19 protein-coding genes are annotated in these 23,086 nt (G+C 68.9%); 11 read left to right on the plus strand and 8 right to left on the minus strand.

Annotated features, from left to right (window positions below):
* Window positions 1-10 precede the first annotated feature (10 nt).
* Window positions 11-721 carry an EF-hand domain-containing protein gene (locus ACI6GS_RS15410; RefSeq protein WP_439817979.1) on the plus strand — a complete coding sequence of 237 codons (711 nt, stop codon included), beginning with the start codon at window positions 11-13 and terminating at the stop codon, window positions 719-721.
* Window positions 722-1,001: 280 nt separating this feature from the next.
* On the opposite strand, the gene ACI6GS_RS15415 is transcribed toward ACI6GS_RS15410, so the two are convergent.
* On the minus strand, window positions 1,002-1,727 hold the full coding sequence (locus ACI6GS_RS15415; RefSeq protein WP_439814337.1) for a hypothetical protein: 726 nt from the start codon (window positions 1,725-1,727) through the stop codon (window positions 1,002-1,004).
* A 242-nt stretch (window positions 1,728-1,969) separates the two neighbouring features.
* Here ACI6GS_RS15415 and ACI6GS_RS15420 point away from each other — a divergent pair, with 242 nt between their 5' ends.
* Window positions 1,970-3,781, plus strand: a complete 1,812-nt coding sequence (locus tag ACI6GS_RS15420) for a PHA/PHB synthase family protein (RefSeq protein ID WP_439814338.1) — start codon at window positions 1,970-1,972, stop codon at window positions 3,779-3,781.
* A gap of 228 nt (window positions 3,782-4,009) precedes the next feature.
* Here the strand turns inward: ACI6GS_RS15420 and ACI6GS_RS15425 are convergent, their stop codons facing one another.
* A complete protein-coding gene (locus ACI6GS_RS15425; protein ID WP_439814339.1) occupies window positions 4,010-5,431 on the minus strand; it encodes a PAS domain-containing sensor histidine kinase in 1,422 nt (473 codons plus the stop codon).
* A gap of 258 nt (window positions 5,432-5,689) precedes the next feature.
* On the opposite strand from ACI6GS_RS15425, the gene ACI6GS_RS15430 reads away from it, so the two are divergent.
* Both ACI6GS_RS15430 and ACI6GS_RS15435 read left to right on the plus strand, forming a co-directional pair.
* Window positions 5,690-8,071, plus strand: coding sequence for a xanthine dehydrogenase family protein molybdopterin-binding subunit (locus ACI6GS_RS15430; protein ID WP_439814340.1), 2,382 nt, complete (start codon window positions 5,690-5,692; stop codon window positions 8,069-8,071).
* 82 nt (window positions 8,072-8,153) lie between these two features.
* Window positions 8,154-8,609, plus strand: coding sequence for a pyridoxamine 5'-phosphate oxidase family protein (locus ACI6GS_RS15435; protein WP_439814341.1), 456 nt, complete (start codon window positions 8,154-8,156; stop codon window positions 8,607-8,609).
* Here ACI6GS_RS15435 and ACI6GS_RS15440 read toward each other — a convergent pair.
* Window positions 8,546-10,333 carry a class I adenylate-forming enzyme family protein gene (locus ACI6GS_RS15440; protein WP_439814342.1) on the minus strand — a complete coding sequence of 596 codons (1,788 nt, stop codon included), beginning with the start codon at window positions 10,331-10,333 and terminating at the stop codon, window positions 8,546-8,548. The two genes, ACI6GS_RS15435 and ACI6GS_RS15440, sit on opposite strands and share 64 nt — an antisense overlap.
* A gap of 164 nt (window positions 10,334-10,497) precedes the next feature.
* On the opposite strand from ACI6GS_RS15440, the gene ACI6GS_RS15445 reads away from it, so the two are divergent.
* From ACI6GS_RS15445 to ACI6GS_RS15475, 7 genes are all read left to right on the plus strand, one after another.
* Window positions 10,498-11,238, plus strand: a complete 741-nt coding sequence (locus ACI6GS_RS15445; RefSeq protein ID WP_439814343.1) for a FadR/GntR family transcriptional regulator — start codon at window positions 10,498-10,500, stop codon at window positions 11,236-11,238.
* Between the two features lie 150 nt (window positions 11,239-11,388).
* Entirely contained in the window at window positions 11,389-12,711 is a 1,323-nt protein-coding gene (locus ACI6GS_RS15450) for an aromatic ring-hydroxylating oxygenase subunit alpha (protein WP_439814344.1), read from the plus strand.
* 10 nt (window positions 12,712-12,721) lie between these two features.
* Window positions 12,722-13,219, plus strand: a complete 498-nt coding sequence (locus ACI6GS_RS15455; RefSeq protein WP_439814345.1) for an aromatic-ring-hydroxylating dioxygenase subunit beta — start codon at window positions 12,722-12,724, stop codon at window positions 13,217-13,219.
* A 39-nt stretch (window positions 13,220-13,258) separates the two neighbouring features.
* Window positions 13,259-14,170: a VOC family protein gene (locus ACI6GS_RS15460; protein WP_439814346.1), complete on the plus strand. Its 912-nt coding sequence runs from the start codon at window positions 13,259-13,261 to the stop codon at window positions 14,168-14,170.
* Window positions 14,171-14,172: 2 nt separating this feature from the next.
* Window positions 14,173-14,913 (plus strand): SDR family oxidoreductase, encoded by a 741-nt coding sequence (locus ACI6GS_RS15465; protein WP_439814347.1) that lies wholly within the window; start codon window positions 14,173-14,175, stop codon window positions 14,911-14,913.
* A 146-nt stretch (window positions 14,914-15,059) separates the two neighbouring features.
* Window positions 15,060-15,839, plus strand: coding sequence for an SDR family oxidoreductase (locus ACI6GS_RS15470; protein WP_439814348.1), 780 nt, complete (start codon window positions 15,060-15,062; stop codon window positions 15,837-15,839).
* A gap of 113 nt (window positions 15,840-15,952) precedes the next feature.
* The gene (locus ACI6GS_RS15475) at window positions 15,953-16,942 is read left to right on the plus strand and encodes an amidohydrolase family protein (RefSeq protein ID WP_439814349.1); all 990 of its coding nucleotides are present in this window, start codon (window positions 15,953-15,955) and stop codon (window positions 16,940-16,942) included.
* Here ACI6GS_RS15475 and ACI6GS_RS15480 read toward each other — a convergent pair whose 3' ends face one another.
* The 5 genes from ACI6GS_RS15480 to ACI6GS_RS15500 all read right to left on the minus strand — a co-directional run bounded on the left by ACI6GS_RS15480 (window position 16,943) and on the right by ACI6GS_RS15500 (window position 23,047).
* Entirely contained in the window at window positions 16,943-17,629 is a 687-nt protein-coding gene (locus tag ACI6GS_RS15480) for a TetR family transcriptional regulator (protein WP_439814350.1), read from the minus strand.
* Window positions 17,626-18,828, minus strand: a complete 1,203-nt coding sequence (locus tag ACI6GS_RS15485) for a CaiB/BaiF CoA transferase family protein (RefSeq protein ID WP_439814351.1) — start codon at window positions 18,826-18,828, stop codon at window positions 17,626-17,628. The genes ACI6GS_RS15480 and ACI6GS_RS15485 overlap by 4 nt, the downstream gene beginning before the upstream one ends.
* Complete coding sequence (locus ACI6GS_RS15490) at window positions 18,825-19,946, minus strand: acyl-CoA dehydrogenase family protein (RefSeq protein ID WP_439814352.1); 1,122 nt, start codon at window positions 19,944-19,946, stop codon at window positions 18,825-18,827. Before ACI6GS_RS15490 ends, ACI6GS_RS15485 begins: the two co-directional genes overlap by 4 nt.
* Before the next feature lie 13 nt (window positions 19,947-19,959).
* On the minus strand, window positions 19,960-21,177 hold the full coding sequence (locus ACI6GS_RS15495) for an acyl-CoA dehydrogenase family protein (protein ID WP_439814353.1): 1,218 nt from the start codon (window positions 21,175-21,177) through the stop codon (window positions 19,960-19,962).
* A gap of 625 nt (window positions 21,178-21,802) precedes the next feature.
* Entirely contained in the window at window positions 21,803-23,047 is a 1,245-nt protein-coding gene (locus ACI6GS_RS15500) for a cytochrome P450 (protein ID WP_439814354.1), read from the minus strand.
* Between the last annotated feature and the right edge of the window lie 39 nt (window positions 23,048-23,086).

The raw sequence follows: 23,086 nt of genomic DNA on the forward strand, positions 1-23,086 counted from the left end.
TTCCGTGAAGATGTTGTCGAAGTCTGCCCTGTCCGCCGTGGCGCTTTCCTTGGCCCTGGGGACGTCGGCCGTTGCCGTGATGGCGGCTTCCACCGATGCGCCGCCGGCCGCCGCCGACCGGGCCAAGCCAGAGACGCGCGCCGAATACGATGCGCGCCGCGCCGCCCTGTTCGACAAGGTCGATGCCGACAAGGATGGCACGGTCACGCGCGAGGAGTTGCGCGCCGCCCGCGACGCCATGCGCGACGAGCACCGCGCCGCCCGGTTCGGCGCCGTGGACGCCGACAAGAGCGGCAGCGTCAGCCGGGACGAGTTCACCGCCCAGGCGACGGCCCGCCTGAACGCCATGTTCGACCGGCTGGACGCCGACAAGGACGGGCAGCTGAGCGCGGACGAGATGAAGGCCCATGGTCGCCACGGCATGCGCCACGATGCGCGGGCCGAGGGCGACAAGCCCGCAGGCGAGATGGGCGAGGGTCATGTCGACCGCCAGCGCATGGGGCGCGGCCACCACCGTGGCGGTCACCACCGTGACGGCCTGTGGGGTGCCTTTGGGCGGGCGGATGCTGACCGTGACGGCAGCATCACCCGGGCCGAGTTCGACGCCGCCGGGGCCGCCCGGTTCGAGGCGCTGGACGACGACAAGAACGGCGTGATCGACCCGGCGGAACGCCCGCAGCAGCACGGCCGCCATCACGAGCGGGGCCACGACCGGGGCTGAGGCGGATCAGCTCCATCGGTGCGCCCGTCGATCCATGGATGATTTCGATGGACCCACCTGATCCTGAGGAGGCGGCTCTGCCGCCGTCTCGAGGGATGGGCCGCCAGCGCGGGTGGCCCATCCTTCGAGGCTTCGCTTCGATCCGCACCTCAGGATGAGGGAGTAAAATAAGCAGAAAACCATCCAAAGTTGATATGCGATTCGCACCGGAGCGATGCGGGCGGTCGCACGACCCGACTCTCCCCCGCCCTGCGGACGGGGGAGGGCCTTTTCAGGCGGCTCAGAACGCGCCGGGCTCGACGGTGAGGACGTCCGGGGACTGCGGGTTCTGGACGTAGGACAGCTGCAGCGACACGGCCGGCGGGGGCGGGGTCTCCCCCTCCTTCGGCGCGGCCTTGGGCGTGCCGGAGAGGACGAGGAGGACCATGCGCTTGTCCTGGTCCTGGCCGCGGAACACCACGATCGTGCCGTCCTGCAACTGGGCATTGGCGACCATCGTGTCGGCCACGAAGCCCTGCTTCAGGAAATATGTGCGCAACAGGTTGGCGGCGGCCACCACCTGGTCGGCCGCGACGTCGCTGCCGGCGGCGGCGCCCCAGGCGACGTTGACCTGGATCAGCGTGCGCGTCTTGTACCCCAGGATATAGGAGACGACGGCGGGGCCGCCGACCTGGAGCAGGTCGGGCTTCTGCACCGTCAGAGCGGTGGTCTGCTCGGACAGGTTGTCGACCTTGCCCACCTTGTCCTTGTCGACGCCCAGGTCGCGCTTGATGGCACCCAGCACGTCCGCCTCGCTCATGCCGAAGCGGGCGGAGCGGAAGCCGTCGACCTGGAAGGCCGGCGCGGCCGCGGCCGGGGCCTCCGCCGTGGCGGCCAACACGGGCGGGGAAAGCAGCGTGGCACCGGTGCCCGCGGCAAGGCCGGCCGCCAGGGCCAGGCCCAGACCGAGCGCGCCGGCGGATCGGGAAACGCGTCGGGACAGGCTGGAACGCATACCGTCAGTCATGCCGTTTCTCACTCGTGTTGGACTTGAGCCCGGACCTTCGCTCTACCACAGCGGCTGCGCCGATACACCGTCATAAAACCGGGTCATAAGGATGCGTGGCAACGATCACTTCCGGTTGCCGGATCGCATCCGCCGGGGGTCCACGCGGCGCGCGCTAAGGTCTTGATTTGCCGCATTCTGGTGCGCGGCCAATGATCCTATCTGATGAACGCGACGCGCCGAGACCAGGGAAGAGGACGACGATGCCCCACGATGCCGCAACACCGCCGGGCCCGCCGCCACGTCCAGCCGCCCGCCGGCCGGCCCCGCCGACGACGGAGCCGCCCGATGCCGATGCCCTGTGGCAGCGCCAGATCGACCGCCAGTTCCATGCGGCACTGAGCCGCCTGACCGCCGGACTGTCGCCCGCGTCGATCGGCTTTGCCTATGCCGACTGGCTGGTGCACATGGCGATGTCGCCGGGGAAGCAGCAGGAACTGGCGTTGAAGTTCCAGCGCAAGCTGAGCCGCTTCATGGCCTATGCCCTGCGCGCCGGGCTGGACCCGAACGCGCCGCCCTGCATCGAGCCCTTGCCCCAGGATCGCCGGTTCCGCGATCCCGCCTGGGCCAAGCCGCCCTACAACCTGCTCTACCAGGGCTTCCTGCTGGGGCAGCAATGGTGGCACTGCGCCACGACCGACATTCGCGGCATCTCGCGCCATCACCAGGACGTGGTCGCCTTCACCACGCGGCAGATGCTGGATGTCTTTTCGCCCTCGAACTTCCCGCTGACCAATCCGGAGGTGCTGCAGCGCGCGGTCGAGACGGGTGGCACCAGCCTGGCGAACGGTTGGAAGAACCTGGTCGAGGATGCGCAGCGGCGCTTCGACCGGCTGCCGCCGGTGGGCGCCGACGCGTATCGCGTGGGCGAGCAGGTGGCGGTGACGCCCGGCAAGGTCGTGCTGCGCAACCGCCTGATGGAGCTGATCCAGTATTCCCCGGCGACGGAGACGGTCGCGGCGGAGCCGGTGCTGATCGTGCCGGCCTGGATCATGAAGTACTACATCCTGGACCTGTCGCCGCAGAACTCGCTGGTGCGCTACCTGGTGGAGAAGGGGCACACGGTGTTCATGGTCTCGTGGAAGAACCCGGGCGTGGACGAGCGCGACCTGGCCATGGACGACTACCTCCGCTTTGGCCCGCTGGCCGCACTCGACGCGATCGAGGCGATCGTCCCGGGCGCGCGGGTCCATGCGGCCGGCTATTGCCTGGGGGGCACGCTGCTGGCCGTTGCGGCGGCGTATCTGGCGCGGATGCGCCACGATCGCCTGGCGAGCATGACGCTGCTGGCGGCGCAGACCGACTTCACCGAGGCGGGGGAGCTGATGCTGTTCATCGACGACAGCCAGATCGCCTTCCTGGAGGACCTGATGTGGTCGCAGGGGTTCCTGGATACCAAGCAGATGGCGGGAGCGTTCCAGCTCCTGCGCTCAAACGACCTGATCTGGTCGCGCCTGGTGCGCGAGTACCTGATGGGCGAGCGCGACGGGATGAACGACCTGATGGCCTGGAACGCCGACGCCACGCGCATGCCCTATCGGATGCATTCGCAATATCTGCGCCAGCTGTTCCTGGACAACGACCTGGCCGAGGGGCGCTACAAGGTCTTTGACCGGCCGGTGGCGCTGGGGGACATCCGCTGCCCGATCTTTGCCGTGAGCACGGAAGCCGACCATGTCGCGCCATGGCGCTCGGTCTACAAGATCAACCAGCTGACCGACACCGACATCACGTTCCTGCTGACCAGCGGCGGCCACAATGCCGGGATCGTCAGCGAACCGGGGCGACGCAACCGGTTCTATCGCGTGGCGACGCGCCTGGCGCATCACCCGCATCTGGACGCGGACGCATGGGTTGAGCAGACGCCGTCGCGGCCGGGATCCTGGTGGCCGGAATGGCAAGGCTGGCTGGCCGACCGGTCGACACCCGGTCAGCGACCGCCGGCCATGGGCGCTGCCGATGCCGGCTATCCGGCCCTGGTCGACGCGCCCGGAACCTATGTCTACCAGGCCTGAGGCGGCGGCCGCTGCAGCGGGAGCTGGAGGCCGCGCAGGCTCAGGCCCGGCAGGGACACAACAGGATCAGAATACGCCGAACAGGTAGAGAAGAATGATGATGGGGATCGGAATGCCGACCAGCCACGCCAGGATGCCCTTCATGTCTTGACTCCCTCCGTCCTTGAAGACGGGGAAGTGAATGCGGGCGGACGCGAATGGTTGCGTCCACCCGCCGCCGCGGGCCGCTCAGGCGATCAGGGTGTAGACCTCCGCCCGGAGGTCCCCCGGGGGCAGCGTGCGCGAGGAGGGGAAGCGCACGCGGACCAGCGTGCCGGAGCCGGGCACGCTGTCGATGGCGAGCGTCGCGCCGTGCAGGCTGCAGATCGAGCGGACCAGCGGCAGTCCCAGGCCGACGCCCGAGAACGGCCGGCTGAGCGAATTGTCGACCTGGCGGAAGGGCTGCAGCGCCAGATGAATCTCGTCCTCGGTCATGCCGATGCCGCTGTCCTGGACGGCGAAGGTGACGTGCCCGTCCTCCAGTGCGCCGCTGACCGTGACGCAGCCGCCGGGTGGCGTGAACTTCACGGCGTTGGAGACGAGGTTCGTCATGATCCGCCGCACCAGCCGGGCATCGGCCCACAGGCACAGGTTGGGATCGACCGCGGCGACGTCGACCCGCGGGCCCCGGCGCGGGTCGTCGCCCTGCTCCAGCCGCGCGGCGGTGAGCGCCGCGGTCACCAGGACGTCGAGGGGGACCGCCTCCTCCTGCGGCAGAAGGGTGCCGGACTCGAGCTTCGACAGGTCGATGATGTCGTTGATGATGGCCAGCAGTCTGCGTCCGCTGTGCAGGATGTCGGTCGCATGGCCGCGATTGCGCGGACCGATGGGGCCCTCGATCTCGTGCTCCAGAACCTCCGCCAGGCCGATGATGGCATTGAGCGGGGTGCGCAGTTCGTGGCTGATCGTGGCCAGGAATTCCGCCTTGGTGCGGGCGGCCTGCTCCGCCTCGACCAGGGCGGCGCGCAGCAGGGCGTCGGCGCGGTGGCGGGCGCTGATGTCCTCCACGAAGCCTTCGTAGTAGAGTAGGCGGCCGCGTTCGTCATAGACCGGCCGCGCGTTCTCCGAGATCCAGATGGTGCTGCCGTCGCGGCGGCGCACTTCCGACTGGAAGTCGGTCACCTGCCCTTGCGTCTGCATCTCGTGGGCGAAGGCCTCGCGCCGGGTCGGGTCGACATAGAGCTGGCCCGCGATGTCGGTCAGGCCCTCGATCATCTCCTGCGGCGAGTCGTAGAGATAGAGCCGGGCGAGCGCCGGGTTGGCGGCCAGGTAGCGGCCATCGGGCGAGGTCTGGAAGATCCCCTCGACCGCGCGCTCGAAGATGGCGCGGTAGTTGCGCTCGGCCTGGCGGCGGGCGGCACCGGCGGCGCGTGCCTGGCGGTCGCTGCGCCAGCGCAGGGCGCCCACCGCCGCCATGTGGCCGACGGCCAGGACGCAGGGGAGCCACAGCAGCGCTTCCCCCGCCAGGGTGGCCGGAGCCAGGACCAGCTGCGCCGCCCCCGTGCCCACAAGGCCGACCAGGCCAAGCGCCGCCACCAGGGCGACCTCGCGCCGTGCCGGCCCGTTGCCCTCTTCCCCGGCCGGGGCACGCGCCGCGACCGATGCCGCCACGGCACCTGTACCCTGAAGCTCCATTGCACCGCACAATGAGACATCCGCCGACTGATGACAATCCAAGGCAGGACGGGCGTCTCAAATGTCCGGCGGGCGTCGCAGCGCTGCATCAGCAGCCTTGAGCGCGCGCTCTCGCCTGTTTGGCCGGTGTCAAAGTGGTGCCCCGATGACTAGGCATGGAAGGGCTGCGTCGCTTGCGCTTTGAGAGGGCGGGCGGACATGCTGCGCTGCGTCAGACCCGGAGGAGGATGAGCCATGAGCACGACCCAGTTGGCGCCCGGCCGGGAGCCGCAGATCGGCCGTCCGGTTCCCCGGTTCGAGGATGCGACCCTGGTCCAGGGCCGGGGCCGCTATGCCGACGACGTGACCGTGCCGGGCCAGGTGCATGGCGTCTTCGTGCGCAGCCCCTTTGCCCACGGCATGCTGAACGGCATCGACGCGGAGGCCGCGCGGGCCATGCCCGGCGTGCTGGGGGTGTTCAGCGCGGCCGACCTGGACGCCGCGGGCTATGGCACGCTGCAGAACATCGTGCCGTTCACCAATGCGGATGGCTCGCCCATGAAGAAGCCGGCGCGGCCCGCGCTGCCCCGCGACAGGGTCCGCCATGTGGGCGAGGCGGTCGCCCTGGTGGTGGCCGAGACGCTGGACCAGGCGCGCGCCGCGGTCGAGGCGGTGGTGCTGGACGTCGAGATGCTGGAGGCGGTGACCGACGCGCGGGCCGCCTTTGCCGAGGGGGCGCCGCAACTCTATGAGGACGTGCCGCGCAACCTGTGCCTGGACTTCGAGGCGGGCCAGAAGGCGGCGGTGGAGCAGGCGTTTGCCGTGGCGTCGCACGTCACGCGCCTGGACATTGCCAGCAACCGGCTGATCGTCAACCCGATGGAGCCGCGCTCCGGCCTGGCCGAGTACGACGCCGCGACGGAACGCTGGACGTTCCATGTCAGCAGCCAGGGGGTGTTCGCGCTGCGCGGTGCCCTGGCCGAGATCCTGAAGGTGCCGCCGGAGCGGCTGCGCGTGCTGACCAACCAGGTGGGCGGCTCGTTCGGGATGAAGGCGTTCGTCTTTCCCGAGCATGTCTGCCTGCTGCATGCGGCCCGGGCCCTGGGCCGGCCGGTCAAGTGGACCGACCAGCGCAGCGAGAGCTTCCTGGCCGACACCCATGGCCGCGACCAGGAGGTGCGGGCCGAACTGGCGCTGGACGGGGAGGGGCATTTCCTGGCCGTGCGCCTGACCGGCTTCGCCAACAATGGCAGCGCGCTGACCCCGCCCAGCCCGCTGTGGTCGGCGATCAACTTCTTCAAGAACCTGATCGGCGTCTATCGCACGCCGGTTGCCCATGTCGCGATGAAGTGCACCTTCACCAACACCACGCCGATCGGTGCCTATCGCGGGGCGGGGCGGCCCGAGGCCAACTACTTCATGGAGCGGCTGGTGGATGCCGCGGCGGCGGAACTGGGCCTGGACCCGGCCGAACTGCGCCGGCGCAATCACATCGCGCCCGACCAGATGCCCTATGACGCCCCGAACGCCAATGCCTATGACAGCGGCGAGTTCGGCGCCCTGCTGGAGCGGGCGCTGGCGGCGGCCGACTGGGACGGCTTTGCCGCGCGCAAGGCGTCCAGCGCCGCGCGGGGCCTGCTGCGCGGCCATGGCATCGGCCAGTACCTGGAAGTGACGGCGCCGCCGCGCGACGAGATGGGCGGCATCCGCTTCGACGAGGACGGGGGCGTCACCATCATCACCGGCACACTGGACTATGGCCAGGGTCATGCCGCGCCGTTCGCCCAGGTCCTGGCCGACCGCCTGGGCATCCCGCTGGAGGCCATCCGCCTGCTGCAGGGCGACAGCGACGAGTTGCTGACCGGCGGCGGCACCGGCGGCTCACGCTCCATCATCGCGAGTGGCACGGCGATCGTGGAGGCCAGCCAGACCGTGATCGAGCGCGGCCGTGCGATCGCCGGCGCCGTGCTGGAGGCCAGCGAGGCCGACATCGAGTTCGCGGATGGTCGCTTCGCGATCGCCGGGACCGACCGCGGCATCGCCCTGCTGGACCTGGCGCAGCGCCTGCGACGTGGGCTGGCGCTGCCCGAGGGCATGGCCCGCAGCCTGGACGTGCGCCAGGTGAGCCAGAATCCGCCCTCGACCTTCCCCAATGGCTGCCATGTGGCGGAGGTCGAGATCGACCCGGAGACCGGCGTGGTCCACGTGGACCGCTATGTGATGGTCAATGACTTCGGCACCGTCATCAATCCCCTGGTGGTCGAGGGCCAGCTGCATGGCGGCGTGGTCCAGGGCATCGGCCAGGCCCTGCACGAGGCGACGCTGTACAGCGAGGAGGGACAGCTGCTGACCGGATCGTTCATGGACTATGGCCTGCCGCGGGCCGACGACGTGCCGTTCATGGCCTTCGAGAGCCGGCCCGTGCCGGCCACCACCAACGTGCTGGGCGTCAAGGGCTGTGGCGAGGCGGGCTGCGCCGGGGGTCTTCCCGCGATCATGAATGCGGTGGTGGATGCGCTGTCGGCGCGTGGCATCCGCCATATCGACATGCCCGCCACCCCTCACCGGATCTGGCAGGCGCTGCAGGGGCGCAAGGGCCTCCAAAATTATCGCTCATCCCCGCGAAGGCGGGGATGAGTGGGGAATTGGGGCTCGTGAGACAGGAGGGACCTTTTCGCGGGGACATGCATTCCACGGCCCATGCCGAAGGAGTGCAGCCATGACGAAGACCCTGAAGGACCTAGCGAAGAAGATGCGCGACATCGACTTTGCCATGCTGTCGACCCACACGAAGGGGGGTGCCATCGGTTCCCGCCCGATGAGCAATAATCGCGACGTCGACTATGACGGCGATGCCTGGTTCTTCTCGGACGAGAAGACCCTGATGGTCGAGGATATCGAGGCGGACCCGAAGGTCGGCCTCAGCTACCTGGGCAAGTCGGGCCTGCTGGGCCAGCGGCCGTTCTTCCTGGCGGTGGAGGGGACGGCGACCCTGATCCGCGACCGCGCCGCGTTCGAGGCGCACTGGACCAAGGACCTGGACCGCTGGTGGCCCGACGGCAGCGCCACGCCCGGCATCGTCCTGATCCGCGTGTCTGCCAACCGCATCCACTACTGGGATGGCGAGGATGCGGGCGAACTGGTGGTCGGCGGCACGGCGGCCATGCTGACCTGATCCGCCAGGAGCGCACGGGCGCGCTTCACCAGTTCGAACTTCTGGACCTTGCCCGTCGGCGTGCGGGGCAGGTCGTCGGCAGCGCAGAAGAAGACGTGGCGCGGCTGCTTGTAGCGGGCAAGCCGCGACCGGCACCAGTCGACCAGGGCCTGCGCGTCTGGCGTGGTGCCACCGGTCGGCACGATCCAGGCGGCGCCGATTTCGCCCCAGCGTTCGTCCGGCCCGCCGATGACGAACGACTGCGCGACGTCCGGGTGGGCGTTCAGGATGTCCTCCACCTCCCGCGGGGCGACCAGCTCGCCGCCGGTCTTGTAGAGTTCCTTGGACCGGCCGGTGAGCTCCAGGTAGCCGTCCGGCCGGACCCGGCCCAGGTCGCCGGAGCGCAGCCAGCCACCGGGCAGGAACAGCGCCGCCGTCAGCTCCGGCATCGCGAAATAGCCGGATGTCGCGGTGGGCGAGCGGCAGACCAGCTCCCCCTCCGCCCCATCTGCCAGCATCTCCCCCGTGAGGGGATCGCAGGTGCGGTATTCGACCAGCCGGCCGCCGCGCGCCGGATCGCCGGCCGGGCCGCCCAGGATCGCGGTGCCGACCGTCTGCTCCACCAGCAGCAGCGGGTCGCCCGGATGGGTATAGACGGTTGAGGAGGTCAGTTCGGTCATGCCATAGCCGGTCGTCACCTCCGCCAGGCCCAGGCGGTCGATCAGTTCCTGCCAGATGCGGACGGGCGTGGGCGCAGCCCCCGACAACACGCTGACCAGGGACGACAGGTCGTGCCGCTCGACCGCCGCGCGCTCCAGGACCGCCAGGGCCATGGTCGGCACGAACAGGGCGTCGGTCGCGCGGTGGCGGGCGATCGCGGCCAGGGTCGCGGACGGGTCGAACTGCAGCTGGGGGATGATGGCACCGCCGACCCAGGGTGCCGCCAGAACGCCCACGACCAGCCCGAAGGCATGGTAGAGCGGCAGGGCGAAGACGATACGGCGGCCATCCTCGTAGGCGCGGTGATAGGCACAGGCGAAGGACGAGCGCAGCAGGGCATCGTGGCTCTGCACCACGCCCTTTGGCGGGCCGGTCGTGCCCGATGTGTACATGATGACGGCGGGATCGTGCGGGCCTGCCGGACTTTCGGGCAGGGGCGCCGCGACGGCGCCCGCGTCTTCGACCGCGTCGACGTCAGGCACGCCCGGGCGGTCGGCCTGGAACTGCACGACCAGCATGAGGTGGGGCAGGGGTGCCTGGGGCAGGGCGGTATCCCAGCCGGGCGCCAACGCGTCCAGCATGGCGAGGTAGTCGAGGTCGCGATAGGTGCCCATGGTGATCAGGGCGCTGGCCTGGGACTGGCGCAGGACATAGCCAAGCTCGGCCGTGCGGAAGGCGAAGTTCACCGGGATCAGCACGGCGCCCAGCCGCCAGATGGCATAGGCCAGCGGCACGAAGTCCGGGTGGTTGGCCATCAGCAGGGCGACGCGCTGCCCTGCCCGCACGCCGCGTCCCGCCAGGCCACGGGCCAGGCGTTCCCCCTTGGCGATGACGTCGGCGTAGGTCCAGCTGACAGCGTCGGTGATGACCAAGGGCCGGTCGGCGAAGGACTGCGCAAGATGCTGGAGCGAGCTGTCCAGCGTCGTCTCGTCCCAGAGCGGCATGCGCGCCGCCAGCGCCGCACGGCGGTCGGCGACTGGGGCCAGAGTCCCATTGGCCGTTTCGGCCTTTTCGCGCGCGTCCATCTCGTCCTCCCGGATGAGGTGACGCTAATTCATATTAGAATCCAGTCAATGCGAACCTGAACGCTGTTCCGCACGGATTTGCGCCAGCGCACTCCCTGTGCCGCCCAGGCGCGCTAGACTGCGGTCATGGCAGACCAGGCAACTTCACGAAAGCAACCGGCCGCATGAGCGCCGACCGGGCCGCGGCCGCGATGCGCCGCTTCGATGCGACCCGGCTTTACGAGGTCGTGTGCGAGCGGATCAAGCAGCAGATCCTGCTGGGGGAACTGACGCCGGGCGACCAGTTGCCGGCTGAACGCGACCTGGCCGTGCTGCACGGCGTCAGCCGTGCCGTCATCCGCGAGGCGCTGCGCAACCTGGAGAATTCAGGGCTTGTGCGCAAGCAGCGGGGGGCCAAGGGCAGCGCCCTGGTGCTGGACGGCCGCTCCGCCCTCACGCGGTCGTTTTCGGACATGGTCGCGCTGGGCCACGTCTCGATCGAGGAGATCACGGAGGCCCGCATCCTGATCGAGGACGTGGTCGTGCGCTTGGCCTGCGAGCGGGCGGAGGAGGCGGACTTCCTGGCGATGGAGGCCGACATCGCCCGGGTCGACGAACTGTCCCGGACGGGGCGCATCGGCGACTACCTGCAATACAGCGTGCAGTTCTATGAGCTGCTGGCGGCGGCGACCCACAACAACGCGCTGGTCCTCATCACCCAGTCCTTTGCCGAGATCGTGGCCAGCATCGTCTCCCGCCTGGAGATCCGTCCGCTCTACGACCTGGCGGAAGTGCGGCGCGAGTTCATGGTCCACCTGCGGGCACGCGATGCGGACCGGGCCAGCGCCGTGATGCGCCGGCACTTCCTGCGCCTGTCGGAGTTCCTGGCGGCGACCCGGCCCAAGGCGGAGCGGACGCCCGACTGAGCGTCCACCCGGAAATCGACAGCTTTACGCTGTTCAGCTTGAATGGTCTGACCAAAGCGACTAGTCTTCCCTCCAAGGGCGCGGACAAGCCCGCGCAGGATCCCGGGACAACGGGATGCCGGCCTTGCGCCGGGAAAAGGGAGGTTGGACATGACGCTGCACACGGTGCCGCAGGTCGGTGTCGGCCGGGGAGGCCTGTCCCCCTGGGTGCGGGAGGAGAGCGAGCGGTTCCAGTTCCTGGTCGCCCGCGCCGCCTTCACCCAGAAGGAGATCCTGGAGATCGAGCGCGCGGCGATCTTCGACCGCTGCTGGATCTATGTCGGGCACGACAGCGAGATCCCCAACAACAACGATTTCCTGACGCGCAGCGTGGCGGGCCGCGAGCTGGTCTTCAGCCGCGACCGGGGCGGTGCGGTCCACTGCTTCATGAACGTCTGCCCGCATCGCGGGGCCATGGTCGTGCGCGAGAAGACGGGCAATGCCCTGGGCTTCCAGTGCTTCTACCATGGCTGGGCGTTCAACAATAACGGCGCCTTTGCCACCCGCATCGCCAATGGCAATTACCCTGAGAACTTCAACGCCGACGGCTGCAAGAACATGCCCGCGGTGCCGCGACTGGAATCCTATCGCGGCCTGTATTTCGTGAATTTCGACGCCAACGCCATCGGGCTTGAGGAGTACCTGGCCAACGCCAAGGAGTTCATCGACCTGATCATGGACCATGGCGAGGCCGGCATGGAGATCGTGGGCGGCACCCAGGAATACGCGGTGCGCGCCAACTGGAAGCTGCTGGTCGAGAATTCCTATGACGGCTACCACGCCGTTTCGACCCATGCGACCTACTTCGATTATCTGGGCAACTCGGTCGGCGCCCTCGACATGAGCGTCTTTTCGGGCGGGGCCACCCAGAACAGCCGGGCCCACGACCTGGGCCATGGCCATGCGGTGGTGGAGGGACCAGCACCCTGGGGCCGGCCGGTCGCGCAATGGATCCCGGCCTGGGGCGAGGAAGGTCGGACCGCGATCGACGGGATCAAGGCCAACCTGACCGCCCGCTTCGGTGCGGAGCGGGCGGAGCGCATCGCGCGCAAGAACCGCAACCTGGGCGTCTTTCCCAATCTCGTCATCAACGACGTGATGGCGGTGACGGTCCGCACCTTCTATCCCGAAGAGCCGGACTACATGAACGTGAACGCCTGGGCGCTGGCGCCCGTGGGCGAGCCGGTCGAGTTCCGCAAGCGCCGACTGTTCAACTTCCTGGAGTTCCTGGGCCCCGGCGGCTTTGCCACGCCCGACGACGTGGAAGCGCTGGAGGCCTGCCAGAAGGGTTACCGCAACCGGCGGGAAGCGCCCTGGAACGACATTTCCAAGGGCATGATGAAGCCGGTTCCGGCCACCGACGACGAGGCGCAGATGCGCGCCTTCTGGCGGGAATGGGACCGCCGCGTCGCGGCCTTCGTCGCCGAGAATTGAGGGCGCCGCCATGACGATTGCCCCGCGCATCCTGACCCGTTCGGCGGTCGAGGACTTCCTCTATGACGAGGCGGCGCTGCTGGACGAGTGGCGCCTGGACGAATGGCTGGACCTGTTCGTCGAAGGCGCCACCTACGAAGTGCCTGCGGCAGGCGCCCGCGACGATGCCGATCCGGCGCAGACGCTGTTCTATATCGCCGACGATTATGACCGCCTGCGCCACCGCGTCGACCGTCTGAAGAAGACGACGGCGCATGCCGAGTATCCCCGCTCCGACACGCTGCACATGGTCAGCAACGTGCGCATCCTGGGGCAGGAGGGGGACGACGTGACCGTGGGGGCCGCATTCGCCACCTATCGCTCAAAGGCCGACATGACGGACGTCTATTGCGGCCACCACCGCTATCGCCTGAGGCAGGTCGATGGCCGGCTGAGGATCGCGGCCAAGCGCTCGCTCCTCGACATGAGCAGCCTGCGACCGCAGGGACGCATCAGCATCATCGTCTGAGCACCAACGAGACACGAAAAGTCCAGGGAGGACGGGACCATGGCTGCGAGCGACATCCGCTATGACAGGCTGGGCTATGTGGCGCTGAACGTGAGCGACCTTGCGCGCTCCGCCGCCTTCTACGAAACGGTGGTCGGCCTGACGCGGGTCGATGCGGCACGCAGCGACCAGGTGCTGTTCCGCTGCACCGCCAACCACCACGACCTGCTGCTGCAGCAGGGGGAGGTCGCGGGGCTGAAGCGCCTGGCCTGGGGCATGGAAAATGCCGCAAGCCTGGCGGCGGCGCGGGCCCATTTCACGGCGCTGGGCCTGCCGATCCAGGATGTCGCCCCGGCGGAGTGCGCGGGGCTGGCGGTGCAGGCCGCCTTCCGCACGACCGAGCCCAATAGCGGCGCCACGTTCGAGTATTTCTGCGGCATGGCCGCCGCCGCGCCGTTCGAGCCGAGCCATACCAAGATCGCCCGCCTGGGCCATGTCGTCCTGAACGTGGCCGACCGTCCCGCTGCCGAGGCGTTCCTGACGGAGCAGATGAACTTCCGCGTCTCTGACCGGATCGAGGGGGCCGTGTCGTTCCTGCGCTGCTTCCCCAACCCGTTCCACCACAGCCTTGGGATCGGCGGCGGGCCGCGCCAGGGCTTCCACCATGTGAATTTCATGGTCACGGAGGTGGACGACATCGGCAAGGCGCTGTGGCGCTGCAGGAAGCATGAGGTCCCGATCGTGTTCGGACCCGGGCGCCATCCGCCCTCGGAATCGATGTTCCTCTATTTCCTGGATCCCGACGGCATGACCGTCGAATACAGCTTTGGCATGGAGGAATTCCCGGAGGTCGACCCCCGGCCGCCGCGCCTGATGCCGCTGGGCCCGCAGTCGGTCGACTATTGGGGCGCGGTGCCGGATACCCGGTTTGCCAGCATCGGCAAGATCGAGCCGCTTGGCGCCGGAGCCTGACCATGCGGGGATTCGAGGGGCGGGTCGCCGTCGTCACCGGGGCGGCCAGCCCCATCGGCCAGGCCATCGCCCGGCGTCTGCATGAAGAGGGGGCGAAGCTTGCCCTGGGCGACCTGGCGGAGGCGGAGCTGAAGGCCCTGGCCGACGAACTGGGCGCGATCGCCGTTCCCGGCGACCTGTCCCGGGAGGACGTGACGAACGCCCTGGTCGATGCCGCCGTCCAGGCGCATGGCCGCGTCGACATCCTGGTCAACAATGCCGGCGGCGGCGTGATCCGCAAGTTCCTGGACCATACGCCGGAGACGCTGCGGGCCACGCTGGACCGCAACCTGTGGACCTGCCTGTGGGCCTGCCGGGCGGTCCTGCCGCACATGATCGCGCAGAACTATGGCCGCATCGTCAATGTGGGCGCCGATTCCGTGCGCAACGGCCTGTGGGAACACGCCGCCTATAACGCGGCCAAGGGCGGGATGCACGGCCTGACCACGGGCCTGGCCCGCGAGTTTGCGCCCTATGAGATCACGATCAACACGGTGGCACCGTGCATGGTGCGCACGCCGCTGGTCGACGCGGCCAAGGCGTCGGGCAACCCGCTGTTCCAGAAGTTCACCGACGTGATCCCCAAGGGCCGACCCGCGGAGATGACGGAGGTCGCCTCCATGGTTGCCTATCTGGCCCGGGACGAGGCCAGCTTCGTCACGGGGCAGGTGGTCAGCGTCAATGGCGGCAGCACGATGCTGTGATGCGCTGTCCCATTTTCCCGCCTCATCCTGAGGTGCGAAGCGCAGCGTAGCCTCGAAGGATGGGCCGCCAGTGCGCGCTGCCCATCCTTCGAGACGGCCTTCGGCCTCCTCAGGATGAGGTGGCTCTTGAAAGAAGCGAGGCTTAAATGGACCTGGGCATCAGGGGACGGCGGGCGATCGTGTGCGGGGGCAGCGCAGGGCTGGGCCGGGGCACGGCGACGGCGCTGGCGGCCGATGGGGTGGACGTCCTGATCGCGGCGCGCGATCCCGAGCGCCTGACCACGACGGCGCAGGAGATCGAGGCGCAGACCGGCACGCCCGTGCGCACGATCTCAGCCGACGTGACGACCGAGGCGGGGCGCAAGGCGGTGCTGGAGGCCTGCCCCCAGCCGGATATCCTGATCAACAATGCGGGCGGGCCGCCGCCCGGCGACTTCCGCGACTGGGACCGCGAGGCGTGGATCAAGGCGCTCGACAACAACATGCTGAGCGCCATCTTCCTGATCCAGGCGGTGATCGACGGCATGATCGCCAGGCGCTTTGGCCGCATCGTCAACATCACCAGCCACATGGTGAAGCAGCCGGTCGCCATCCTGGGCCTGTCGAACGGGGCGCGGGCCGGCCTGACCGGCTTCTGCGGTGGCCTGGCCCGCGACGTGGCGCAGCACGGCGTCACGATCAACAGCGTCCTGCCCGGCCAGTTCGACACCGACCGCCTGCGCTCCAACCACCAGAAGATGGCCGGCGCGCGCGGCGTGCCGCTGGAGAAGTTCCAGGACGCGCAGCGGGCGCAGATCCCCGCCCGCCGCTTCGGCACGGCCGAGGAATTCGGTGCCGCCTGCGCCTTCCTGTGCAGCGTCCAGGCCGGCTACATCACCGGCCAGAACCTGCTGCTGGACGGCGGCCAGTTCCCCGGCCTGCTCTAGACACACAAACAACCCCGCTCAATCCCGCGATAGCGGGACCCAGGGCCAGCGGCGCTGTGCGGGCGGCCCCTGGATTCCCGCTTTCGCGGGAATGAGCGGATGGGAGATCGAGAATGGCCGGTCTGATCGACGTTCACTGCCATGTGATGCCGGGGCGCTTTCCGGCAGCGCCGCCGGACAATCCGCGCTGGCCCTGCCTGCACTGTCATTCCGCGGTCGACGTCACCCTGATGATCGACGGCAAGCCGTTCCGCCGGGTCGACGACCGCTCGTGGGATACCGAGCGCCGCCTGGCCGACATGGAGCGGGAAGGGGTCGCGGTGCAGGTCCTGTCGCCAATGCCGGAACTGCTGTCCTACTGGTTCGCGACCGGCGATGCCCAGATCCTGTGCGACCATGTCAACGGCGACATGGCCGAGATGATTGCCCGGGCGCCGCAGCGCTTCCGGGGGCTTGGCATGGTGCCGATGCAGGACGTTCCCGCCGCCGTCGCCATGATGCGGGACCTTGGGCCGCGCTTCGGCCTGTCGGGGATCGAGATCGGCAGCAACATCAACGGCATCATGCTGGGCGATCCCCGCTTCGATCCGGTGTGGGAGGCGGCGGAGGCCCTGGACCTGGCCGTGTTCGTCCACGCTTTGCACCCGGTCGCGACCAAGGCGATCGGCGCCGATCCCGCCTTCACGGCGTTCGTCGGCTTTCCCATCGACGTCGGCATGGCGGCGGCGTCGCTGATCATGGCGAACGTGCCGGCGCGCTTCCCTCGACTGCGCCTGGGCTTCAGCCATGGCGGCGGCGCCCTGCTGCCGATCGTCCGGCGGATGGACAAGGGCTGGTCGATCACGAACGGCTTTGGCGGCACGCTGGCGAGCACGCCCAGCACGCTTGCCGCCGGGCTCTACTACGACAGCAACGTCTATGACGGGCGCTACCTGGCGCAGATCGCGCAGGACCTGGCGCCCGGCCGGATCATGCTGGGCACCGACTATCCCTATCCGCTGATGCAGGAGGGGCTGGGGGCGTACCTTGAATCGAGCGGCCTTGCGGCTGGGGCTCTTGCCGATATTGGCAGTGGTGCCGCGCAGCGCTTCCTGGGCGAATAGTCAGGACGGCGGGACGACGCCGGTCCTGAGGATCTTCAGGAACTCGTCGGCGATGTCGTCCAGGGTCCGGGCGCGGCTGTCGTCGAACCATTCGCCGGCCCAGGTCAGGGCGCCCATGCCCAGCATGCGCAACAGGCTGAGGTCGAGGTCGGCGCGGATCTGCCCCTCGGCCTGGGCCTCTGCCAGCAGGCGCGCGAAGATCTGGCCATAGTCCCGCTCGCGCGCCATGTGGCGGTCGCGGATGCGGGCTGGGAGGCGGCGGATGGCCCCCATGCGCGAGGACAGGCGTTCGGCCACGACGTGGGCCAGGTGGGCACGGAAGGCCGCCTCCAGCCGGGGCAGGGCCTCCTCGCCGGCAGCGGCGATGGCCCGCTCCACCGCCTCTCGCCCACGGTCGATGCCGTCGTCCAGCACCGCCTCGATGATCTCGTCCTTGGAGCGGAAGTGGTAGTAGAGGCTGCTGGGCTTCATGCGGGAGGCGGCCGCGATGTTGCGCAGCGTCACCCGGTCCGAGCCCAGGCGATAGACCAGGTCCTTGGTCACGCGGATGATGCGCGCGCGGGTCCTTTCGGCCTTGGCGACCTTCGCGGCCAGGGCCTTGGCCGGATAGGGGGGCAGGTCCCGCTTCCCCGCCGCCCCTGTGGGCGCGTCCTGGCCCGCAGGCTTCAGCGCGTGGCGGGCGCTCACCCGAAGACGCCACCGGCCGAGAGGCGGTCAAGCTCCGCCGCCGGCACGGCCAGCGCCTCGGCCAGGACTTCGCGCGTATGCTCGCCCAGGCCCGCAACCCAGGGGCGGACGGTACAATCGCTGGCCGACAGGCGGAAGGGCGGGTTCGACACCCTGCGCCCGCTGGCGAGCGTCGTGAAACTGCCGCGCTCCCGCAGATGCGCATCGTCCAGCATGGCCCCGGCGGACCGATAGGGCGCACAGGCCAGGCCCGCCTTGCCCAGGGTCGCGATGACCGTGTCCGTGGGCAAGTCACGGGCCCAGGCATTGAGCGCCGCCTCGATCTCCGGCTTGTTGGCGATGGCGCCGCCCATGGTGGTGAACCGCGCATCCTTCAGCCAGTCGTCCCGCCCGATCACGGGATAGAGCGACAGATAATTGCGCATCGACACGACGGGGACCATGACATGGCCGTCCAGCGTGGGCGTCGGCCGGAATACCGCCGACTTCAGCGGTGGGTCGGACTGCGCCTCCTGGTACTGGATGCCGAGCAGGCTGATCATGGAATCGAGCAGGGTCGTGTCGACATGGCTGCCGATGCCGTGGCGCTCGCGCTGCACCAGGGCGGTCTGGATCGCGCCAAAGGCATAGATGGCGGCCACGACGTCGGCCACCATGATGCCGCTGCACGGCGGCACGGCATCGTTTGCCACCTCCGCCCCCGGGGCCGCCTGGGCCCGCTGGAAGGCGATGTCGAAGCCGCTGAGGGCATGGACGACCGGGGCATAGGCGGCATCGCCGGCGCGTGGTCCGCTCTGCCCGAAGCCGGAGACGGAGCAATAGATGAGTTTGGGATTCTGCGCCGCCAGGTCGGCATAGCCCAGGCCCATGCGCGCCATGACGCCGGGGCGGAAATTCTCCACGACGATATCCGCGCTGGCGGCCAGCCGGCGGGCCAGGGCCAGGCCGTCCGTCGTCTTCAGGTCCAGCGTCACCGACCGCTTGCCGCAATTGAACTGCGCGAAGACGGCGCTGACGCCATCGACCAGCGGCGGTACGAAGCGCATCAGGTCGCCATCGCCCACCGGCTCGATCTTGATGACATCGGCGCCGCAATCGGCCAGCAGGCGAGTGCACCAGGGGCCGGCGACGATGGACGAGAAGTCGACCACGCGCACGCCGTCAAGCGCCCGCGGGTTGGCTGTGGCAGGCGCACTCATGCCGCGCGCTCCAGCTTCTGCTGCACGACCAGGTCGATCACGCGGGCACGGTGCTGGCGGGCATTGCCGAACAGTTCGCCATTGCCCAGCGCCCTCTTCAGGTACAGGTGATTGACCATTTCCCAGGTGAAGCCGATGGCCCCGAATATCTGGATGTTGCGGCGGCAGGCCGCGACATAGGCATCGCTGGCATAGGCCTGGGCCATGACGGCGGCCAGGCTGCCATCCGGGGCCTCGTCCGCCAGCCGGGCCGCGGCATAGAGCACGGCGACATGCGCGCATTCGACCTGTCCCAGCATGTCCGCCAGCTGGTGCTTGATCGCCTGATAGGCGCCGATCGGCTTGCCGAAGGCGACGCGCTCCTTGGCATAGGCATTGGCCATGTCCAGGACCTGGCGCGTGCCGGCCGCGCTCTCGCAGGCCAGCGCCATCAAGGCGCGGTCGCGGATCCAGGGCCAGTGCGCGGCATCGTCGGCCGCCAGCACCTCGCCCTCGGCCCCGTCCAGGTCGACATGGGCGACCTGCCGGGTGATGTCGCGCCAGGGCAGGATCGTGATGGCGACCCCGGGTGCCTTCGCCTTGACCAGGAACAGGCCGCGGCGGCCATCCGTCTGGCGCGCCGCCACCACGAGCGTGTCGGCATGGCCGGCATCCAGGACGAAGCCCGACCGGCCGCTCAGCCGCCCGTCAGTGCCTACGCTGACGGAGCACGCGCCGTCCTCCGTGCGGCCGTGCGCGTCCGCCGCCGCCAGGGCCAGCCGCGTCCGGCCCAGGGCAACGTCCGGCAACAGGCGCGCCTTCTGGGCGGGCGAGCCGCAGCGCAGCAGCGCCCAGGTGCCCAGCAGGCTGCCCAGGAAGGCGGATGGCGCCAGGGTGCGGCCCATCTCGCCCAGGATCATCGACAGGTCCAGGCAGTCCAGCCCAGAGCCGCCAAACTCCTCCGGCACGATCAGGCCGGGCCAGCCCAACTCGGCAATCTTCTCCCAGAGGTGGCCATAGGGGGCATCGGCGACCGTGGCGCCGGGGACAAGAAGCGCGGCATGCGACACTTCCTTGTCCAGGACGGCGGCGGCGCTGTCGCGCAGCAGGATGTGATCGTCGCTCAGGGCAAAGTTCATGGGCGTCGCTCCCCTATTCCGCGGCCTTGGCCAGCGTGTCTGCGAAGGGCAGGCGGGCGGTCGGATCGGCCTCCCGCGGCAGGCCCAGCACGCGCTCGGCAATGACGTTCTTCAGGATCTCCTGCGTGCCGACGCCCAGCGTCACGGCGGGACTGAACCAGAAAGCATAGTCCCAGTCGTCGAACATGCCGCCCATGCCCTTCTTTTCCGCTCCCAGCTTTTCGGCCTGGGAGGGGAAGGGGGGCTCACCCTTGAGCAGGCCGGCGGGTCCCTGGGCCGCCTTGGCCAGTTCCACCACCTTCTGCCCATGGGGTGCCGCGATCATCTTGCGGATCGCCGCTTCCGGCCCCGCGGCGCGCGCGTTGAGCCGATCGCTGAGCGAGCGGTAGGAGAGCAGGCGCAGGATCTCGCCCTCGACATAGAGCTGGGCCGCCTGGTCCTTCACGACCGGATCAGCCAGCGCGCCGATCTCGTGCAGGCCGTCGACCAGTTCGCGGGCGGACGGGCCGCCGCCCCAGATGGCGCCCGGCTTGGACAGGGCGATGCGCTCGGTCTGGAGCTGGCTGGTCGCCAGTTCCCAGCCCTGGCCCTCCCGCCCCAGCAGGCGGTCGGCGGGGACGATCACCTCGTCCAGCAGGACCTCGTTGTATTCGTTCTCGTTGCCCGACAGGTCGATGATCGGGCGGATCTGGATGCCGGGCCAATCCATGTCGACCAGGAACATGGACAGGCCGCGATGCTTGGGCGCGCTGGCATCCGTGCGTGCGACGAGCACGCCGACCTTGGCCTTGTGGGCCAGGGAAGTCCAGATCTTGCGCCCCTTGACCACGTAGTGCTCGCCCTCGCGCCGGGCGGTCGTGCGCAGCGCGGCCAGGTCGGAGCCGCCGGACGGCTCGCTGAACAGCATGCACCACAGTTCTTCGAGGGCCAGGGCAGGGGGCAGGAAGCGCTCCTGCTGCACCCGCGTGCCATGGGTCAGCAGGGACTGCGCGCAGTTGTTGACGGCAACCGGGTTGACCAGGTTGGGCGCCAGGATGCCGGCGCGCTTCAGCTCCTCGTCGATGATGATCTGAAGCTCGGGCTCGGCCGCCAGGCCCCAGGGGCGCGGCCAGTGGGGCACGACGAAGCCAGCGTCGCGCAGTTCCGCGCCGGACGGCCTGGGATGCGCGGCGAACCAGGCGCGAACCTCTTGCCGGCGGGGATCGTCCTCGGCGGGCAGGTCGAAATCCATGGCCTCTCCTCCCTCTCGGTCGGGGCGCTCTTGCCACGGCGCCCGCGTTGTCATCCGTGCAGAGGAGCTTTGTTGAACGCCGTTCAGGCGTCAACCGCAAACGAACGCATGTTCGAAAAAAAGGTCAGTCCAATGGTCGAGGGCCGAAAAAAGGGCCCTGCCGGTGGGAAGGGCCCGGTACGCCCCAGGCCAGGGGCGGAGGGTGGAGGGGTGGTTCCAGATGCTTCGAGACGCGTCGCGTTCCGCGCCGCTCCTCAGCATGACGCCGTTGTTTTATCTGAACTATTTTCCACGGTCGTCATCCTGAGGAGGGCCGCAGGCGCGCCCGAAGGATGCTGATGCTGCCCTTTACACACAGAACAAGGGCTCAGCAGGCCAGCGCCGCTAGGCCGCCTGCTGGCGGAGTGTGGACGGGGGCCAGATGCTTCGAGACGCGTCGCGTTCCGCGCCGCTCCTCAGCATGACGCCGTTGTTTTATCTGAACGATTCTCCACGCCCGTCATCCTGAGGAGGGCCGCAGGCCCGTCTCGAAGGATGGGCCATCAGCACTCTCGGCCCGTCCTTCGAGGCTGCGCTTCGCTCCGCACCTCAGGCTGAGGTCGCGAGAGGCACGAGGAAATCGCCGCTACGCCGCCTGCTGGCGGAGGGTGTAGCGGATCGGCATGCGCTTCAGGCCGCTGACGAAGCTGGCTTCCGTCCAGGCGGGCTCCCCCGCCAGTTCGATGTGCTCGATCCGGGCCAGAATTTCGGCGAACAGGGCCTTGATCTCCAGCTTGGCCAGATGCTGGCCCAGGCAGAGATGGGCGCCATAGCCAAAGGCCAGGTGCCTGTTGGGCGAGCGGTCGATGCGGAAGGCGAAGGGATCGTCGAACACGTCCTCGTCCCGGTTGCCGGACCAGTAGCACATCATCAGGTTGTCGCCCTTGGCGATCTTCTTGCCGTTCAGGACATAGTCCTGTGTCGCGGTGCGGAAGAAGTGCTTCACCGGCGTCACCCAGCGCAGCATCTCGTCGACGGCCGAGCCCAGCAGTTCGGGCTGGCGGCGCAGCTTGTCCATCTGGTCCGGATTCTGCAGCAGCGCCAGCAGGCCGCCGGTCGTGGTCGAACTGGTCGTGTCATGCCCGGCAACCGCGATGATGACGTAGTAGCTCAGCGCCTCGAACTCGCTGATCGGCTCGCCATTGATCGTCGCGTTGGCGACCACGCTGGCGACGTCGTCGGTGGGGTTCCGGCGGCGGTCCTGCAGGACGTTGCGAAAGTACGCGAACAGCTTCTGCTGCGTGTCCAGGTTGGTCCCGTCACCCTCGGAATCGGGGTCCTGCGGCCCGAAATTCTCCTGCGTCAGCTTCAGCATCAGGGGCTCGTCCTCAGGCGGCACGCCCAGGATCTGCATGATGACGCGCAAGGGGTACCAGACGCCGACGTCCTTCACGAAGTCGCAGGCCCCATTCATGCCGACCATGCGATCGACATATTGCCGGGCCAGGGCATTCACGCCGGCCTCGAGCTTGCGCACGTTGGGCGGCATGAAATAGGCGTGGGTCATGTTGCGGTAGCCGCGATGGTCCGGGTTGTCCATGCTGACCAGGGTGCGGAAGACCATGCCGCCTTCGCCCATCGCCTCGGCCACCTTGCGCTCGATGTCGATCGGGCTGAGCACCGTGCGGGGCTCGTTCAGGAACAGGTCGTTCTGGCGCTCGACCTCCATGATGTCGGCGTGTTTCGACACGGTCCAGAACGGGCGATAGCCCGCGGGCTCGGTCCAGTGGACCGGATCCTCGCGCCGCAGCTGGGCGAACACCCGGTGGTAGGTGTCCTCGTTCGCATAGGATTTCGGATCGGCGATCGCGTCGTCGAGGGGCCCTGCCATCATCTCCTCCCGCTTTGTGGTGGGCCGGCGCCATGGGTT

The organism is Zavarzinia sp. CC-PAN008 (assembly GCF_051903925.1).
Taxonomy (GTDB): Bacteria; Pseudomonadota; Alphaproteobacteria; order Zavarziniales; family Zavarziniaceae.

What these genes read in the sequence shown, in the direction of transcription:
- ACI6GS_RS15410 (WP_439817979.1), top strand. Translation starts at nt 11, where the DNA reads ATGTTGTCGAAGTCTGCCCTGTCCGCCGTGGCGCTTTCCTTGGCCCTG.
- ACI6GS_RS15415 (WP_439814337.1), bottom strand. Translation starts at nt 1,727, where the DNA reads ATGACTGACGGTATGCGTTCCAGCCTGTCCCGACGCGTTTCCCGATCC.
- ACI6GS_RS15420 (WP_439814338.1), top strand. Translation starts at nt 1,970, where the DNA reads ATGCCCCACGATGCCGCAACACCGCCGGGCCCGCCGCCACGTCCAGCC.
- ACI6GS_RS15430 (WP_439814340.1), top strand. Translation starts at nt 5,690, where the DNA reads ATGAGCACGACCCAGTTGGCGCCCGGCCGGGAGCCGCAGATCGGCCGT.
- ACI6GS_RS15435 (WP_439814341.1), top strand. Translation starts at nt 8,154, where the DNA reads ATGACGAAGACCCTGAAGGACCTAGCGAAGAAGATGCGCGACATCGAC.
- ACI6GS_RS15440 (WP_439814342.1), bottom strand. Translation starts at nt 10,333, where the DNA reads ATGGACGCGCGCGAAAAGGCCGAAACGGCCAATGGGACTCTGGCCCCA.
- ACI6GS_RS15445 (WP_439814343.1), top strand. Translation starts at nt 10,498, where the DNA reads ATGAGCGCCGACCGGGCCGCGGCCGCGATGCGCCGCTTCGATGCGACC.
- ACI6GS_RS15450 (WP_439814344.1), top strand. Translation starts at nt 11,389, where the DNA reads ATGACGCTGCACACGGTGCCGCAGGTCGGTGTCGGCCGGGGAGGCCTG.
- ACI6GS_RS15455 (WP_439814345.1), top strand. Translation starts at nt 12,722, where the DNA reads ATGACGATTGCCCCGCGCATCCTGACCCGTTCGGCGGTCGAGGACTTC.
- ACI6GS_RS15460 (WP_439814346.1), top strand. Translation starts at nt 13,259, where the DNA reads ATGGCTGCGAGCGACATCCGCTATGACAGGCTGGGCTATGTGGCGCTG.
- ACI6GS_RS15465 (WP_439814347.1), top strand. Translation starts at nt 14,173, where the DNA reads ATGCGGGGATTCGAGGGGCGGGTCGCCGTCGTCACCGGGGCGGCCAGC.
- ACI6GS_RS15470 (WP_439814348.1), top strand. Translation starts at nt 15,060, where the DNA reads ATGGACCTGGGCATCAGGGGACGGCGGGCGATCGTGTGCGGGGGCAGC.
- ACI6GS_RS15475 (WP_439814349.1), top strand. Translation starts at nt 15,953, where the DNA reads ATGGCCGGTCTGATCGACGTTCACTGCCATGTGATGCCGGGGCGCTTT.
- ACI6GS_RS15485 (WP_439814351.1), bottom strand. Translation starts at nt 18,828, where the DNA reads ATGAGTGCGCCTGCCACAGCCAACCCGCGGGCGCTTGACGGCGTGCGC.
- ACI6GS_RS15490 (WP_439814352.1), bottom strand. Translation starts at nt 19,946, where the DNA reads ATGAACTTTGCCCTGAGCGACGATCACATCCTGCTGCGCGACAGCGCC.
- ACI6GS_RS15495 (WP_439814353.1), bottom strand. Translation starts at nt 21,177, where the DNA reads ATGGATTTCGACCTGCCCGCCGAGGACGATCCCCGCCGGCAAGAGGTT.
- ACI6GS_RS15500 (WP_439814354.1), bottom strand. Translation starts at nt 23,047, where the DNA reads ATGGCAGGGCCCCTCGACGACGCGATCGCCGATCCGAAATCCTATGCG.